Origin of the sequence: Priestia taiwanensis (assembly GCF_014638355.1) — a bacterium.
GTDB classification, from domain to species: Bacteria; Bacillota; Bacilli; order Bacillales; family Bacillaceae_G; genus Priestia_D; species Priestia_D taiwanensis.
Map to the genome: position 1 here is coordinate 1,283,202 of NZ_BMFK01000001.1, position 16,178 is coordinate 1,299,379.

Here is a 16,178-nt window from a genome sequence, read left to right on the forward strand (position 1 = left end):
ATAATCGCCCCCTTTACAATTTTAAAAACCTTTCAATTACCAGTTGATCTGGAGGACTTATATTATTAGGAAGTTTTGTTAAATCAAAAAATTGAATATCTGTAGCTTCTGACTCTTCAAATTTTAATGAGCCACAATAATCTCGACAGATAAAAGCTGTTACAACATTATATACTTCATCTCCATGTGGATATTGGTAATAAAAATCCTTGCCTGAAAAGGTGCTTAATAAATCTAATTGATTCGCTTTTAATCCTGTTTCTTCAAACATCTCTCTACTTGCAACATCTTCAAGGCTTTCCCCTAATTCCATAGAGCCACCCGCAAGCCCCCAACATTTATTATCTTTTCTTAACTGCATCAAAAGTTGATTTTCATTATTAAAAATTAATACACAGGCTCCAACCATAATTAGAGGCTCAGCTCCAACTTTTTTTCGTAAATTCATAATATAGCTCATGTTATTTTCCCCTGCCCTCTTTTTATTACTTAGATGTCTAAAAATTCTTTCTTTTATTATACAGAGAAATTAAAGAAGATGGTATGAAAATCCAAATTCATATCATCTTCCAAAAGATTTTATTTGGTTTTAAACTACTTTATTTTCATTTCATATTTTTACACCTGGGGGATAGTTAATATCCTTAAGTTGATGGACATGTGGTGGGACCCCATCGCCATCAAGCTAAATATTTATTACACCCCCAGAACGAAATTTTTAGGATTTCTTGTAATGAAAAAGCCTATTTATCATTTTGGGGGTGGCTTGTTTTCTTAGGTTGATGGCAATGGGGTCCTGCCGACAAAATGCGGAATCCTTATCTTTTTTTAAATAAGAAGCTAACTTTTCCATTTTTTAGATTGTCTTGATTTCTTAAGTTAGGGTAAGATGGCATATACCTAAGTTCCTCTTTCGATTTACCCATCCCCCCCCTCTTTCATCTCCAATAAAAAAAGCACCCAAGTAAATGGATACTTTCTTTATAATATATATTACTAATATAGCCGCTCCAAATTGTATTCGCATTCCCATTTGCCTTTTACATACGTACAGATAGGACCAGGGCAATTGCCTTTCTCTACATTTGCGCTTATGCTGCCCATCGATAATGTAAACACTGCTAAAGCTGCAAATAATTTCTTTTTTATTATTACATCACCTTTCAAAAAGTTAGATTTAGAACACTTTCTCAATATATGGAAAACCAGCTTGTCATTTCACTTTATGTGGTAAATCTTTATAAAAATAGTTACGTAAACGTGTATATAAAATCATCGATAGAACAGTGTCCACATTGCAATTAAGTAGAAGACTATTACATCAAACAAACAGCTTACGGCCTTGTTCGATACAAACATGCTTACAATCGCAATACTAGTTTGAGAGCTTAACATTGAATTTACTATTTGATTCCTACTGCATTATAAGCAGCTTGCACTTGCTTTACTTCTTTAGAATTATCCCCATATAATTTTTTGGCTGCTTTCTCTAATCCTAAGCGTGCATCTTTGAAATTAGTATTCTCTGTGAATATCTCTGTAGCTGCAAGATAATAAATTTTCCCTACTTTTTCTTTTCCGATTCCTTGTACATTCACACCGTAATGAGTTCCTCCTTCGGAAAGTAAGTAAGATGCTTTATTAATAATACTACTGTTAAAATGAACACCACCGTGATCTTCCGTCCCTTTGTACAATTTTGAATAATGATCTGGATAGTGAGTATGTATTTTCCCCTCACTATCTATCAAAGGTTCCCTATACCCACTATTTATTGATAAAGGAGCAGAAGCTGGATTATTCATCGAACGTAAAAACGTTTTTCCATCTACATATACATCTTCTGCAAAATTCCAATTCGCTTTTTTCTTCGTTAGCTTTTTGTTGTAAGAATCATGTTCTATTAGCGTACCAAATAAATCTGCAATTGCTTCATTTAAAGCACCTGATTCATTTTTGTATATTAACTTAGAACTAGTCGAAATTATAGCGTGCGTAAATTCATGTCCAACCAAATCTAACGCACTTGAAAAACCTCTTGTCTGAATACCATCATCACTATTCCCATTCCCGTACAGAATACCGCTCCCAGCCCAAAGAGCATCAGCAAAATCTCCCATCCGCACATATGAACGAATTATTCCTCCCTTATTGTCATAGGAATTACGCCCATGCTTTTCTTTAAAATAGTCATAAACAACACCTGCATAATAATGTGCATCTACTGCAATTGCATCTTTGGCATCATAAAACTTTTTATCTGTATCACGCCATAAGATTGGACGAATATCATCACGATTTTGTCCGTCATAGGTTACTATTTTCACACCACGTGTTGTATCTTGTAAATAATACTGGTTATTCGCCTTTGTTGTATGAAGAATTCTAGTATCTCCAAAATGACCTATTCCTTTTGCTTTTGTATATTTGCCAGTCACTTCTTCCCACTTACTAGTTGTACTAGCTGCTAATGCTTTCGGGGTTCCTCCCAACGCTGATAATATAATTCCTGTAGTAACTGTCAGTGTTAATATCTTTCGGTTTAACAAAATCAACACATCCCTTCTTTTTTTCTCACTAATACCTAATTTTAATCAGCAGGCAAATCCTCCCTCCAAAGATATGTAATGAGTGTATAATCAGATTGTATATAATCTTTTTAAAGAAAAAAGAAAGAAATGTTAAAATTTTACTAAATTTCTTTTTTTGTCATGTCTGGCCTTTTAGCTAACTGATAGATAATTAGGGTTAACCTATAATAGGGTCACACCAACAAAATGCGAATTTCGTACGCTAAGCAAATTTCCACAAAGAAAAAGCCGATTTCCTTAACGTACAGGAAATCGGCTTTTTCTAATAGTTTATCAAACTAAATATAAAGCAATAAAAAAGCTATATCTTTTGCTGGAAATTGAAATAGAGTCTCTTTATTTATTTGTAATTCTCATCAGTGATGATGTCCAGATGATTCAGCTTTCATCTCACACAGAATCGAATTGTCATGCTTATGTGTCGATGTTTCCAACTGAATTGTCATATGGTGAATATTTTGGTGTTCAAGGTCATGTTCGATTTGACGCAGCAACTGCTCACTTTCAGCAATAGACATTTGGCCACTTACAACTGCATGGCAGGAAAGTGCATTTAATCCACTTGTAATCGACCAAACGTGCAAGTCGTGAATGCTCTGAATACCTTTTGTGTTTTGGATAGTTTGAATCACATTATCCATATCTATATTTTGTGGTGTACCTTCCATTAGAACATGTAATCCAGATTTTGTAACATAGTAGCCACTACGTAATACAAGTACTGCGACAATGACACTTGCTAATGGATCTGCCCATCCCCATCCGAAGAATATGATAAGCAGTGCAGCTATAATAGCGCCAATTGATCCAAGCATGTCGCTAATTACATGCAAGTATGCCCCGCGCATATTTAAGTTCTCTTCTACATCTCCACCGCGTAACATAATCCATGCAACAAAAATATTAACTAATAATCCAATTGAAGCGATGATTAACATTCCAGTTGAAGCAACTTCGGGTGGATTTTGGAAACGCTGAATTGCTTCATAGAAAATATAAAGTGAAATTAATACGAGTGTCACCCCGTTAAGAACAGCTGCCAATATTTCGAAACGTTTGTATCCATATGTTTTACCGTAGTTAGCAGCCTTTTCTCCAAGTGTAAACGCTACTAATGCAATCCCAAGTGATACAGCGTCACTTAACATATGTCCTGCGTCAGATAATAACGCTAAACTGTTGGTCATGAATCCTCCAATTGCTTCAATAACCATATAACTAGCGATAATAATAAAGCTTATAATTAATGTCTTCTTATTTGCACCATGTGTATGGTCGTGTGCATGGTCATGTCCCATTGTAAGTTCCTCCTAAATTAATGATGTGAAGCATGTTCAATTGCTTGTTTCAGCAAATTCATGACGTGGTCATCATCTTTCGAGTAATATAAAGTTGTCCCGGCTCTTCTGAATTTAACCAATCTTAAATTTTTCAAGAAACGCAATTGATGAGAGACGCTTGATTGGCTTAAATCTAATATCTCTGCAATATCGTTGACGGAATGTTCTCCTGCACATAGTAAATTCAAAATACGAATTCTAGTTGGATCACTTAACGCTTTGAATGTTTGCGAAACGACAAATAACGTCTCTTCGTCCAAATGGTGATCTCCTTCATTAAAATTCCCTTCACGATTCTTCTCTTCACACATTTATTCCACCTCATTATGATTGATTTTATATATGAGCATATGTTCATATATATGATATTGTACAATCCGATGAATGTCAATAAGAGGTACAGTCGCGATATACATGCATCTCGGCTGTATCTCTCTTATTGGTCACTAATTCTGCAATAAAAAACAAACACCAATAGTTAATAGGCTTCTTCTCTAGTGGTACGACTTTCTGCTAATTATTTTGTCACTCATTAGATGAACTCTCTTCAGATTCATTTCCATTTTCTTCATTGGAAAGTTTCCCATTTAATCCACGTGCTTTTTTTAATTCAAAGTATTTATCAAGGATACGTTTGCCGACATCTAGACTCATCCCAGAGCTCTGGTTTGTTTGCCGAACGCTAGGTACAACAACCGAGAACGCTATTTCAGGCTTATCAGATGGCGCATATCCTACTAACGTGTAGTTATAAGTTTCAATACCATTAACAAAAGCTTGGGCTGTACCTGTTTTTAGTGCTGGCTTCTCTTCAGGTTTATATTTACCAAATACCCTATAAGCCGTTCCTCTCGGTGAATCTGCTACCATCTCAAATCCTCTTTGGATTTTCTGAATATGCTCAGGTAGCATATCAATACGATTTAATACGACTGGTTCAATTGACTCCAAAATTCGTTCACTATTGCTTTCAGGATTATTATTAGCCTCTGTAATGGACTTAACAATTTGTGGTTTCATACGATATCCGCCATTTGCAATAGTGGATATATACTGTGCAAGTTGGAGAGCAGTATATGTATCATACTGGCCAATTCCGAAATCCAGCGATAGACCAGGTAAATCATCTTTTCCTTTTATCCCTATAGTTTCATTCGGTAAATCAATTCCGGTCGTTACACCAAGACCAAATTGATTGAAATAGTAGCGTAAAGTGTCAAATATATTCTTACCATTATTAATATTCTCAAATGGTAAAGACATATCCTTTGAATAATTTAATCCTAGCATTTTAATTACTGCTTTAAACATATAGGAGTTAGAGGATACAGCTAGTGCCTGTTCTGCATTGACTGTTCCAATACCACCTGTCCATGATTTTTTCTCTTTTGGATTCCCTTTTAACCATATTGGTTCATCATTGAACGTCTCAGTTTCTGAAATTGCGCCTGTTTGTAGACCCGCAAGGATTGTTGCTCCTTTTACAACAGATCCCATTTCATATGCACTATTCATCGCTCCTAATGCATAATCTTGTATTTCCGTTGATCTGTCTTCCTTTTTGACAAGCTTCTTACCAGCCATTGATAAGATTTCACCAGTGTATGGGTCCATCATGACCACAAACGATCGATCCATTAAATCATAACCTGCCATTCCTTTGTACTTCTCCATCTCCTCTGTAATAATTTCTTCTACTGCTTTTTGTAAATCCGCATCGAACGCTAAATTCAAATTATCTCCTTGTTTACCTTTGTAAATAACCTCTGTATCAATAACCTTTTTACCAGTTTGGTCAAGTATGGTTTTCACTTTTGCTTTCTTTCCATGGAGCACATCTTCATATTGTCGCTCGATATAACTCTTGCCAACACGATCATTTCGGTTGTAGCCAAGTGCTAAATAGTAATCTAACTGATCATCAGGTAACCCTTCTCCTTCTTTAGAGACGTTACCTAGCACAGAACGAAGTGTATCACCATTTGGATAACTTCTTGTCCAATCTGATATTACATCGACGCCCGATAATTCTTCTAATTTTTCGCTAACAATTGCGAACTCTCGATCTGTTACATCTTCATTTTTAATCATTTGTGGCGTCATTTTATAGCCACTTTTCATTCTACGGAATATCTCTACTACTTGTAGTTCTTCTCCTTGAATCTCTTGTAAATTATCTTCTGTGACACGGCTTAACTTAATATCATATATTTCACTTTCTTCTTTCTTTTGCGCTTGAAACGTTTTTATCTCCTCTTTTGAAACTAATTTATCTCCTTCTTTATCACGTGTCATAATCCAAAAATCTTTTTTATCACGAAGAGGGATCTTATCTGTCTTAACATCTATATACTCAGCTAATTTTTCCGCTGTTTTTAACATATCTTCGTTCCCAACATTTTTGTAACGTGTATACGTTATCGCTCGTTGCTGCGTATTATCGACAACAATTTTTCCATTACGGTCATATATTTTTCCACGTGGTACTGATAAGCTTACTGTTGAATTTTCTTGTCTGGCTACCTCTTTCTCAAATTCTTCATTCTTCACGATTTGCACACTTACAAGTTGAACAATTAGAACGGAGAACAAAAGAAATACAATTAAAAATAATATATTGAGCCGTGAGGTTATATGATTTTTACTCTTTATCTTCTGCATCGCACACCTTCTATTTATCTCGATTTTAATTTATTTCATATGATTACATCCGCAGTAAAACTACAAACGTAATACTATACTACGTGTGTAATCGGACTACGTTTGTAGTATAGTATTACATACGTAGTTTAATTGAGTCAACTTTTATTTTTTTATCATCAAGCTACTATATTGCTGTGTATCTATTTTAAAAAGTTTAAGAGAGTTGGTGTTGAAGAATATGTCTTTAACCCACTTTTTAATTTGCTTGCTAGTATCTTCATTTTCTATTACCGTTCTCCTACTTGTACGAAATTGGTTTGGAGGATAACTGACAGCGAAATGGCACTATCATTTGTGGATGAGATTACAACTCCCCTTAGTAATTCTTTAATTACATTGTTTTTTTATAAAATCAATATGGTATGTGAAATTTTATTTTGTATTGTTAATATTTTTACTAATCCCATTACCGTTATAGCTCTAGCCTTCTTCAAATCGTGTCCTTTGTAGCAATACTAACTGTTTTTGATTGCTCATGAAAAGTTCTGAAAAACATTAAGTAAGTAACTTGTTATGAAAATGAAATAAATCTATACAATGTAAGTGTATGAATTAATGAAGACAGGAGAAGATGCGAATGGAAATTAAAGAAGACATGAAGGTAAGCACTAGAAAACGTAAACCACTAATCATCCTACTTAAAGTAATAATTGGAATAATTATAGCAATTGGACTTTTCATAGCAACCGTTTTTATAGTTAATGTTGTCTATACCAAATTGGAACAAGAAGAACTAGAACAATATGGACAGCTAATCCCTGTAGATGGGAAAAATATGAATGTTACCATTCAAGGAGATGGCGAAGAAACAGTCGTACTGTTACCTGGTTTTGGAACAGTATCACCAGCACTTGATTTTACGCCGCTTGTAGAAGAGCTATCACCATTCTATAAAGTAGTCGTAATTGAGCCTTTTGGATATGGATTAAGTGATGGAACTGAAAAGGAACGCAACACAGAAAATATTGTAAATGAAATTCACCAGGTTTTACAGGAACTGAAAATCAACCGCTATATTTTAATGGGTCACTCCATTGCAGGCATTTATGGCCTAGAATATGTGAATAAATATGAACACGAAGTTAGTGCATTTGTAGGAATTGATACCAGCGTTCCAACACAAAGCGGCATGGATAAGGAATTTCCAATAGGAACCTTTAAACTACTCAAAGAAACTGGTTTAGGCAGATTGCTCATGAAACTAGAGGGTAGTCCATATGCCGAATTATCATCTTATGATGATCAAACAAAAGAGCAACTAAAAATTATCGCCCTCAAAAACATGTATAATTCCACTATCCTAAATGAAATGGAAAATATTCATGCAAATTTTAAAAATGCTGAAAATCTAACATTCCCAAAGAACCTACCCCTTATTTTCTTTTTACAGGCTGATAATGAAGCTATGGAAGAGTGGATACCACTTCATGAAGAGCAAGTAAAAAACTCTATACATGGGAAAATTATAAAATTGGATGCTGGACATTATTTACACCATACGAAATCCAAAGAAATCTCTGAAAATGTGAGAGGGTTTATAGAAGAGGTACCGCCCACATTTTAACGAAAATATACGCTAAGCAAATTCCGACATAAAAAGCGCCGTTTTTCTACTCTAAGGAAAAACGGCGCTTTTAAACCGACTAGAACAGCACCCCTGTGGACTAAGCCTAATACGGTAATTCATTCTTAATTCTAGTCAACTCTTCACAAAGTGCTGTTACTTCATCGAACAAGTATAAATTGTGTTTATCAACAAGGTTACATCTATCTGCATTTTCATCTTCTACACTTTCCCCTATTTGGTGCATATAAAGATATATTTGCATTAAAATGTCATTTGCTTTTTGTATCTGACCCTCATATTTTGTACTCACAAAATTTTCTTCATATTCATTTAATCTATTAATTGAATCTAAGTATATTTCAAATGCCACAAATTGCTTTTTGAAATTCCTAATAACCCGTTCTTTTTCTCCATTAATAGGCTGGATTGTATTAATTACTTTAATAAGAAATTCTATCTTCCTTATTAAATTTCCTAATGTACCCTTAAAAGCTTTAATATTTTTTTTCATTTCTTTTTTTCTATCAAATCGTCTTAATAAATACTGCGTAAATAATGTTCCTACTATCGCTAATGCTACCGATATCACCGCTATTATTAATCGCTCATTAAAATTCATCTACTAATCCCCCATCAACCCTCTAAAAAATTAGGGTTCATAAAATTTGGATTGGGATATTTGTAGAATCCTTCCCCGCCCCCTTTTCCAAGTTTTCCTTTATCAATGAACTCTCTTTTTATTATATTTGCTAATTTTTCAAATTGTTGATCACCCCTGTCAGACGCTTTTGAAAGTGCAACATTGTATTCTGTAGTCATACCTATAATGTCTAAAATTGCAAAAGGACCTAAGGGAGAGCCTGTTGCTTTCATCCACATTTTATCGATTGTTTCAGGATCTGCCACTTCGTTTATCCATAGCTTCATAGCAGCTTCTAAAAAAGGATCCAACAAAGAATTCAATATATAGCCCGGTTGTTCTTTGTATAAAGGAAACACGACCATCCCAATAGCTTTTGCAAATGTAACAACATCTTCAAACACTTTCATATCTGTTCTAGGATGTTTCATAATTTCTACGGTATTGTTAACCCAAATTTCATTAGCAAAGTGCAAAGCTAAAAACTTTTCTGGTCTTCCTGTCACTTCTGCAAATTGACTAGGTAATAGCAGGGAAGAGTTTGTTAAGAAAACGGTCTCCTCTGGAGCTACTTTACCTAACTCCTTATAAAAGTTGTTTTTAATATGTACCACTTCAGGCACTGCTTCGATTACCAAATCAACTTCTGAGACAGCTTTTGATAAATCACAATTGTAAGAAATACGCTGAAAAGCAGCATCAACTTCATCCTCAGTTACACTTAAGTCTTCTTGATAACGATTCATCAAATTCATAATTCTTTTTTTGCCATTGTCTAATGCTTCAGCATTTATGTCATATAACGAAACCTGAAATCCTTTGAAAGCAACTTGGAAAGCAATTTGACTTCCCAAAACCCCAGAGCCAGCAACCATAATATTCTTATAGTTCATAATAAAATCCCCCTTAATATTTATTAAAGAATTTAATTAAATTACTCTGTTAAAAATGGTTTTTTAGTACTTTTTCTCAAATCAGATACAATCGTTTTTTATACTTCTTCTCCTTTAATTTTTATTATGGTATTCAAAAGCGTGCACCAGTGCACACTTTTGCACATTTTGGTCAAAAAAATTTACAACTACTGTAAGAGTTTTTCTAATTGATCAGTCGTTAATTTAAACTTATTAAAAATCATTTGGCTATTTACTTCGTAGTAAATATTTCTGCCTACTCTTGTTTTTGAAACAATTTCAAACCTATACATTAAATCCAAATGCTTTGAAATAACTGATCTATCCTGTGGGAGATTTTCAGCAATTGTCGTTATATTTCTTTCTCCATAAACTGCTAAATATCTAATGATTTCAATTCTAACAGGATCGAATAGTGTTTTATAAAACTCAAAATCAATAGCATTAATCTCGTTTGAATAATTAAGCTCTTTATCTCTATCCATATTTACTTCACCCCTTATAAATATAATACGTGCAAAACTATGCACATGCAAATAACAAAAACTGAAAATTCTATTTAATTAGATTTTAATATCGCAGAACGCTTATCTATCTGTGTTGATCCATACTGGTCAATCGTTCATATGTGCCAGACAAAGTTCCCCTCACTATACCTGCAATTCTTTCGTCAGCATACGAGTTGTTGATGTTATTTGCGATTGCCCAGCATGATTGCGACTGTCTTTTCACTTGGTGATTTAAAATGTGAGTGATCCCCCTTATAGGTGAAAGTTTTCATCGCTACCAAGCCGACAAAACGCAGATAAGGGAATCGTCAGTTGAAAATACTTATGGTGTAATTCGATTCCCTTTATAACTAAATTAAATGTAAAATATTTCAAAATATATAAAAATCGTGTTAAAGTATAGCTATGAAAATCTTTTTACAAGCATATTTTCATAGCTATACTTTATTTGGAGGGATGCTATGCTTTAAATTTTCTTCAATTGAGTTGTGTTAAGTGAAAGAAGGCTTAATTTCTAAAAATTCTTGTACGAAGAGAGGTTTCTATATGTATGATAATGAAAATCCAACATTAACAGGCCGCATTGTGTCACCAGGTGACGCGCAATATGATTCAGAACGTCAATCGTTTAATACATTCTTTAGTAGATTCCCTTTTGTTATTGTCTTTGCACAAAATACTCAAGATGTTGTGAATGCAGTAAAATGGTCATTGCATAATAACGTACCTATCCGAGTACGCTCAGGAGGTCACAATTATGAAGGTTTATCCGTTTTAGATGGTGGTATTGTAATTGATGTCAGTGAGATAAATCAAATAGAAATAGATCCAACATCAAAAACTGTTAAAGTAGGAGCTGGTTGTAAAAATCTCCAGTTAGCTGAAGCTCTAGGAAAAGAAGGATTAGCTGTTCCTAATGGAGTCTGTCCTAAGCCTGCTATCGCAGGAATAGCTCTAGGTGGTGGGCAAGGTATCCTTTGTCGACCATTAGGGCTACTACTTGATCATGTAGTCGAAATAGAAATGGTAGATGCTAACGGTTTTGTCTTGCAGATTAATAATGAGGAGCATCCTGATTTATTTTGGGCTTTACGTGGTGGTGGTGGTGGCAGTCTTGGTATTTGTACATCTTTCCGCTTTCGTACTCATAAAATTGAAACTGTTGGTTTTGTGGAAATTAGTTGGAATCATCAAGATTTAAAAGCCGTTATACAAGAATGGCAAAAGTATACTCTTCCTACTTCTGATAAACGTTTTACTCCTACATTATTATTATCTTCAGAAAAGACATCACCATTGTTGATGCATGGAATTTTTCATGGATCAGTTGCAGGCCTAAAGGAATTGATACAACCACTGCTTAAAACTGGATCACCTATAAAGATAGACATAAAAGAATTGTCTTTCTTAGAAGCTATAACGTTAATATCCAATCACCAGCCTGCAACTCCTTTTCCATTTAAAAGCGTGGCACCTTTTATTGATTCTTTATTACCTGAAGAAGGTATTGCTACAATTCAACGCTTTGTGAGTCAAGCCCCACCCAACTGTACGGTTTCAATATTTTTTCAAGGCTTAGGCGGGACTGTTTCTGAAGTATCTGAGCAAGATACTGCTTATTTTTATAGAAAAGCTCTAGCAAATATGGTGTTATTTTCTACATGGGATAAATCTGTGGGAGCTGCACAAGGGATTCGCTGGGTAGAAAATTTCCGTCATGCATTAATTCCTTTTACAAAAGGTGTCTACGTTAACACACCAGATCTTTCAATGAAAGATTGGTCAAATTTATATTATGGTGAAAACTTCAAGCGATTAACTCATATAAAAGCTAAATACGATCCAAAAGATATTTTCAATTTCCCACAAAGCATTCCCCCTGTTCATGAGAAATAGGATTACCTTTCTGGCCTTGAATTTTGCAACTTAATGAAGAATAATAAAGGGTCCTACCAAAAAAGTTCGAATTTCATACATTAATTAGAGTATCATGAATCGAGGATTGTTCGTTCGATATAGAGGCGAATATCCTCTCTTTTTATAGTGCAGCACGTCCAAGCTATGAAGGTGATCAGATAATATTTTTTTACACATAAGGAGATAAAACTATGAAAAAAAATAAATTACTAAGAATGGATAATGTCGGTATCGTTGTAGAATCTCTTGATGACGCAATCTCTTTCTTCGAGGAGATTGGCTTGAAACTCGAAGGGAGAGCTACTGTCGAAGGTGAATGGGCTGGTCGCGTAACCGGATTGGGTTCTCAATGCGTAGAGATTGCTATGATGGTCACTCCAGATGGCCACAGCCGACTTGAACTTTCGCAATTTCTCACCCCACCTACTATATCAGATCACCGGACTGCTCCTGTAAATGCCCTCGGTTATCTACGCGTCATGTTCACCGTTGAAGACCTTGACGAGATGGTATCCAGACTTACTAAGTATGGCGCTCAGCTCGTTGGCGAAGTGGTTCAGTACGAGGACTCGTATCGACTCTGCTACATTCGTGGAACCGAAGGACTCCTAATTGGTTTGGCGGAACAACTGGGTAATAAATAAGTGACATTTTATAAAAAGCCCCATCTAATTACTGATGGGGCTTTTCTTTATAGCGGTGACTAGGGTACTCATCATGGAAATCATTGATAATACACATTCCCACCGCTTTGAGTGGCTATACGATATAAAATAAGAATTATTCACCTAATTGTTTATTATAAAGATCGATTGAATGTATATTCTCTGCTAATAAATTATCTGCTATTTGCTTTAATACCTTTGGCTCCCTTAATTCTTCATTATCAAATTCCACTAACTCATTTATCTTAATCCACTTACTTTCTGATATGTTGATGTAATTGAGATGATTCACTTCCACCTAGGAATAGGCTATCTAAGTTCCAAACTTGCCGATATTTTGTTTTACTCAATTATTTCTCCCCCTTAAATTCCAACAATAACCAAACGTACATTCCTGGTTTATCATATCATAGAACATTAATGATTGTTATTTAACTATCTTGCTCGATTGCTTATACAAAAAGACACATCATATTATTCTAGAAGAATACAATAAATCACTAATTATTTATTATATAGTCCCTATTCCTATTTTATTATTTTCTATAAATAGCTATTAATATATACAAAAGAACCACGATATGAATCAAAATTTAAATCTACAATATAAATCCCTATTATTATCATTTTCCTAACAAGCATACTTTATACATAAATTTTTATTTAAAAGCTATTAAGCTTGTCTATTGGAATATTAACCTCCCTAGATGCAGATAATACTACATAGAAAAACAAAAGGAGGATATCCATGAACGAAGTATCTTACATTTTAATAACATTAGCTGGAGCTATCGGAAGTGCAGCCATTGGAGACTTAGGAAAGAGAATCTGGGAACACATCAAGAAATTGTATAAGCCAAAAAGAAGAAAAAAGAAACCTAATAAAAGAAAGCGGAAGAAGGTCGGTTAATATTATTCTTTTTTAATCAACAAAAAAAGAGCTGATTTCCATATCCCTCGTGCCTCCATCAAAGAATTATTTTGTTTAAATTCATCTTTCTCTTTTTATAAACTTCATTTGCGGTCTATCGACACCTTTCATGCCCTCGACCTTCTTTATTAGTTCATCGATTCTCACCGAAAATAGTCCGTTATGTTAACCTCATATGGGTAAGCATACATTAACCTCTTCTCTCGTTAATCATGATAAAATGAACAATAAGAAAATTCATGTAAGATAAAGGGAGGAAGATTTATGGTCAGTTTTGATACTTTGCTAGCTTTTGCGCTTGTTTCACTTAGTATAGTTTGTTCACCCGGTCCTAACATGATTTATCTCATTTCCCGTTCTATTACACAGGGACGTATGGCAGGGTTCATTTCTCTGTTAGGTATCATGCTTGGCTTCATTATCTATATAATTGCAACCATGTTGGGACTTACAGTTCTTTTCATGACTGTTCCTGTTCTCTACGAAGCAATCAAGTGGGCAGGTGTCGTTTATTTACTCTGGCTCGCCTGGAATTCGATTAAACCTGGTGCCACATCTATTCTCGAACCTCATACAGTTTCTATTGAACCACCACGAAAGTTATTTCTAATGGGACTCATGACTAATCTATTGAATCCTAAGATTGCTATTTTGTATGTGTCGCTTCTACCTCAATTTGAAGATCCTGAGAAGGGATCGATGCTTATGCAAGGTGCAGTTTTGGGACTTACACAAATAACTATTAGCTTTATAGTCAACCTCCTAATTGTATTTACAGCGAGTAGCATTGCCAAGTGGTTTGGCACACGTCCGACGTGGCTGCGAGTGCAACGTTGGCTCATGGCGAGCATCTTGGCAGGTCTTGCTGTGCGTCTTGCTTATGAACGCCGATAGTAAAGCCGTCCTTAGGGAGGGCTTTACTTTTGACTAGCCTAGTTTCTTCCCAGTTAGTTACAAGGTTAGGTTCATGATGAATCACCCAAATATCTTTTTTGTTATAAAACTTCTGTTAGTATTCTGTAACTCTTGTATGGAATATTATTCCTGTTTTAATTTTTAATTCTCATCAAAATAATACTCTTCTGGCAGATACACCAATTTAAGAAGCCTACATACACTATGGATACATCACTTTTTAATATACGTTTTGATCGCAGAGCGCCTTTCCAAGCGCTCTTTTTTCACGTTTATTCCTCCACTCAAATAAAGATTTCATAAAGATTAACCATCTATTTCTGCACATCAGTTACAAATAATTACAATGTGTGCGGAACAGGAAATGTACAGACCAGTTTTCCATACATTGAGAAAGTATTCTAAATCTAGCTTTTTGAAAGGTGATGGAGTTTAATGTTTAAAAAGATTCTTTTATCTAGTGTGTTATTAACCAGTGCCTTAGGGATATCAACTACTCAAGTTAATGCTGCAAACAATGATGTAAACCAATTACCAAACACATTTAATTTATCTAAGATTCATAGCCCCATTGATAGTAAATCTGCAACAAATAATAAATATTCATGGGAAGAATATCCGTGGGATGCTTTATCTCCTTATGAATTTTCTGGAAGCTTCCAATTACCGCAAATAATAAGTGTAAAAGAAGGGTTATCCAGTTTAGAATTTGTTGTCGCAAATGATAAACCCTTACATTTCGTACTTGAATTAAAAAACATAGCAACAGGAGAAATACGAACCTCTGTAGAGTTACCTTTTTTGCCAAATGATGAATTCTACCAGTTTTATAACTTTAATGACCTGGAACCTGGTGACTACACTGTAACCGTGATAGAATTAGTCGATGAACAATGGAACAAGGTAAAACACAAAGGAATAATCGGCTTCTATAATTGGAGTGGCCTAATTGAATAACTTGTAATACTTTTTAGAAGATGGCCTTCTTTTTTATAAAGCCATCTTCTTTATATTTCTTGTTTCTTTCTCATACCAAATAACGCTTTTGTATTAATCTTAAACTAAGCATCCATCAACTAATAAAAGACCGTTTTCACATTCACAAAAGTATTCGTATAATGATCCAATATTTGTATCTTCTTTTGCTTTAGCAAGGTTTATTAAATAAGTCGATAATGCCTGCTCTTGTGTTAATTCTTCCGGCATTCCTTCTTCTTTTACCGAAATCAACGCATAATAATCTTGCTTATTAAACTCGTAAAAATCTGGTGTGAAGAAGATTCGCTTCCATGATATACGCCATACTCATGCATCGCTTATGTTATTTCTAGGAGAACATCCTAAAATTGTTTCAGAGAGACTTGGCCACTCCTCTATCGAAATGACGATGAATACATATTCTCACGTTACATTCGATATGCAAAAAGAGTCATCCGAGCGATTCGAGAAAGCATTTCAACAAACAAATTAACTCAACGTGGTCAAA

Annotated in this window: 16 protein-coding genes and 1 pseudogene; 7 read left to right on the forward strand and 10 right to left on the reverse strand. The window is 34.6% G+C overall.

Going from position 1 to position 16,178, the window contains the following annotated elements:
• Positions 1–13 precede the first annotated feature (13 nt).
• The 5 genes from IEV41_RS06695 to IEV41_RS06715 form a co-directional block, all read right to left on the reverse strand.
• A complete protein-coding gene (locus IEV41_RS06695) occupies positions 14–460 on the reverse strand; it encodes an NUDIX hydrolase (protein ID WP_188387630.1) in 447 nt (148 codons plus the stop codon).
• Between the two features lie 943 nt (positions 461–1,403).
• Positions 1,404–2,555 carry a M4 family metallopeptidase gene (locus IEV41_RS06700; RefSeq protein WP_229722163.1) on the reverse strand — a complete coding sequence of 384 codons (1,152 nt, stop codon included), beginning with the start codon at positions 2,553–2,555 and terminating at the stop codon, positions 1,404–1,406.
• A 392-nt stretch (positions 2,556–2,947) separates the two neighbouring features.
• On the reverse strand, positions 2,948–3,889 hold the full coding sequence (locus IEV41_RS06705; protein WP_188387631.1) for a cation diffusion facilitator family transporter: 942 nt from the start codon (positions 3,887–3,889) through the stop codon (positions 2,948–2,950).
• Between the two features lie 17 nt (positions 3,890–3,906).
• Positions 3,907–4,242, reverse strand: a complete 336-nt coding sequence (locus tag IEV41_RS06710) for an ArsR/SmtB family transcription factor (protein ID WP_188387632.1) — start codon at positions 4,240–4,242, stop codon at positions 3,907–3,909.
• Positions 4,243–4,456: 214 nt separating this feature from the next.
• Entirely contained in the window at positions 4,457–6,592 is a 2,136-nt protein-coding gene (locus IEV41_RS06715) for a peptidoglycan D,D-transpeptidase FtsI family protein (protein WP_188387633.1), read from the reverse strand.
• A 619-nt stretch (positions 6,593–7,211) separates the two neighbouring features.
• Here IEV41_RS06715 and IEV41_RS06720 point away from each other — a divergent pair.
• Positions 7,212–8,198, forward strand: coding sequence for an alpha/beta fold hydrolase (locus IEV41_RS06720; protein ID WP_188387634.1), 987 nt, complete (start codon positions 7,212–7,214; stop codon positions 8,196–8,198).
• Positions 8,199–8,304: 106 nt separating this feature from the next.
• Here IEV41_RS06720 and IEV41_RS06725 read toward each other — a convergent pair whose 3' ends face one another.
• The 3 genes from IEV41_RS06725 to IEV41_RS06735 form a co-directional block, all read right to left on the reverse strand.
• Positions 8,305–8,820, reverse strand: coding sequence for a hypothetical protein (locus tag IEV41_RS06725; RefSeq protein WP_188387635.1), 516 nt, complete (start codon positions 8,818–8,820; stop codon positions 8,305–8,307).
• Positions 8,821–8,834: 14 nt separating this feature from the next.
• A complete protein-coding gene (locus IEV41_RS06730) occupies positions 8,835–9,734 on the reverse strand; it encodes a 3-hydroxyacyl-CoA dehydrogenase (protein ID WP_188387636.1) in 900 nt (299 codons plus the stop codon).
• 188 nt (positions 9,735–9,922) lie between these two features.
• A complete protein-coding gene (locus IEV41_RS06735) occupies positions 9,923–10,240 on the reverse strand; it encodes an ArsR/SmtB family transcription factor (protein WP_188387637.1) in 318 nt (105 codons plus the stop codon).
• Positions 10,241–10,810: 570 nt separating this feature from the next.
• Here IEV41_RS06735 and IEV41_RS06740 point away from each other — a divergent pair.
• Together IEV41_RS06740 and IEV41_RS06745 are read left to right on the forward strand one after the other, a co-directional pair.
• Positions 10,811–12,160: an FAD-binding oxidoreductase gene (locus IEV41_RS06740; RefSeq protein WP_188387638.1), complete on the forward strand. Its 1,350-nt coding sequence runs from the start codon at positions 10,811–10,813 to the stop codon at positions 12,158–12,160.
• A gap of 212 nt (positions 12,161–12,372) precedes the next feature.
• On the forward strand, positions 12,373–12,825 hold the full coding sequence (locus IEV41_RS06745; RefSeq protein ID WP_188387639.1) for a VOC family protein: 453 nt from the start codon (positions 12,373–12,375) through the stop codon (positions 12,823–12,825).
• A gap of 136 nt (positions 12,826–12,961) precedes the next feature.
• Here IEV41_RS06745 and IEV41_RS06750 read toward each other — a convergent pair whose 3' ends face one another.
• Positions 12,962–13,138 carry a hypothetical protein gene (locus tag IEV41_RS06750; RefSeq protein ID WP_229722164.1) on the reverse strand — a complete coding sequence of 59 codons (177 nt, stop codon included), beginning with the start codon at positions 13,136–13,138 and terminating at the stop codon, positions 12,962–12,964.
• 456 nt (positions 13,139–13,594) lie between these two features.
• On the opposite strand from IEV41_RS06750, the gene IEV41_RS06755 reads away from it, so the two are divergent.
• The 3 genes from IEV41_RS06755 to IEV41_RS06765 all read left to right on the forward strand — a co-directional run bounded on the left by IEV41_RS06755 (position 13,595) and on the right by IEV41_RS06765 (position 15,649).
• Positions 13,595–13,756 carry a hypothetical protein gene (locus IEV41_RS06755; RefSeq protein WP_188387640.1) on the forward strand — a complete coding sequence of 54 codons (162 nt, stop codon included), beginning with the start codon at positions 13,595–13,597 and terminating at the stop codon, positions 13,754–13,756.
• Between the two features lie 285 nt (positions 13,757–14,041).
• A complete protein-coding gene (locus tag IEV41_RS06760; RefSeq protein WP_188387641.1) occupies positions 14,042–14,671 on the forward strand; it encodes a LysE family translocator in 630 nt (209 codons plus the stop codon).
• A gap of 456 nt (positions 14,672–15,127) precedes the next feature.
• Positions 15,128–15,649, forward strand: a complete 522-nt coding sequence (locus IEV41_RS06765) for a hypothetical protein (RefSeq protein ID WP_188387642.1) — start codon at positions 15,128–15,130, stop codon at positions 15,647–15,649.
• Between the two features lie 99 nt (positions 15,650–15,748).
• Here the strand turns inward: IEV41_RS06765 and IEV41_RS06770 are convergent, their stop codons facing one another.
• Positions 15,749–15,922 carry a hypothetical protein gene (locus IEV41_RS06770; protein ID WP_229722165.1) on the reverse strand — a complete coding sequence of 58 codons (174 nt, stop codon included), beginning with the start codon at positions 15,920–15,922 and terminating at the stop codon, positions 15,749–15,751.
• Positions 15,923–15,953: 31 nt separating this feature from the next.
• Here IEV41_RS06770 and IEV41_RS06775 point away from each other — a divergent pair.
• A pseudogene (locus IEV41_RS06775) lies at positions 15,954–16,163 on the forward strand (tyrosine-type recombinase/integrase); the annotation flags it as partial.
• Positions 16,164–16,178: the final 15 nt, after the last annotated feature.

Excerpts from the sequence above, each read along its gene's own strand:
- IEV41_RS06705 (WP_188387631.1), bottom strand. The coding sequence starts at position 3,889 with ATGGGACATGACCATGCACACGACCATACACATGGTGCAAATAAGAAG.
- IEV41_RS06735 (WP_188387637.1), bottom strand. The coding sequence starts at position 10,240 with ATGGATAGAGATAAAGAGCTTAATTATTCAAACGAGATTAATGCTATT.
- IEV41_RS06730 (WP_188387636.1), bottom strand. The coding sequence starts at position 9,734 with ATGAACTATAAGAATATTATGGTTGCTGGCTCTGGGGTTTTGGGAAGT.
- IEV41_RS06695 (WP_188387630.1), bottom strand. The coding sequence starts at position 460 with ATGAGCTATATTATGAATTTACGAAAAAAAGTTGGAGCTGAGCCTCTA.
- IEV41_RS06745 (WP_188387639.1), top strand. The coding sequence starts at position 12,373 with ATGAAAAAAAATAAATTACTAAGAATGGATAATGTCGGTATCGTTGTA.
- IEV41_RS06715 (WP_188387633.1), bottom strand. The coding sequence starts at position 6,592 with ATGCAGAAGATAAAGAGTAAAAATCATATAACCTCACGGCTCAATATA.
- IEV41_RS06760 (WP_188387641.1), top strand. The coding sequence starts at position 14,042 with ATGGTCAGTTTTGATACTTTGCTAGCTTTTGCGCTTGTTTCACTTAGT.
- IEV41_RS06710 (WP_188387632.1), bottom strand. The coding sequence starts at position 4,242 with ATGTGTGAAGAGAAGAATCGTGAAGGGAATTTTAATGAAGGAGATCAC.
- IEV41_RS06755 (WP_188387640.1), top strand. The coding sequence starts at position 13,595 with ATGAACGAAGTATCTTACATTTTAATAACATTAGCTGGAGCTATCGGA.
- IEV41_RS06740 (WP_188387638.1), top strand. The coding sequence starts at position 10,811 with ATGTATGATAATGAAAATCCAACATTAACAGGCCGCATTGTGTCACCA.
- IEV41_RS06725 (WP_188387635.1), bottom strand. The coding sequence starts at position 8,820 with ATGAATTTTAATGAGCGATTAATAATAGCGGTGATATCGGTAGCATTA.
- IEV41_RS06765 (WP_188387642.1), top strand. The coding sequence starts at position 15,128 with ATGTTTAAAAAGATTCTTTTATCTAGTGTGTTATTAACCAGTGCCTTA.
- IEV41_RS06720 (WP_188387634.1), top strand. The coding sequence starts at position 7,212 with ATGGAAATTAAAGAAGACATGAAGGTAAGCACTAGAAAACGTAAACCA.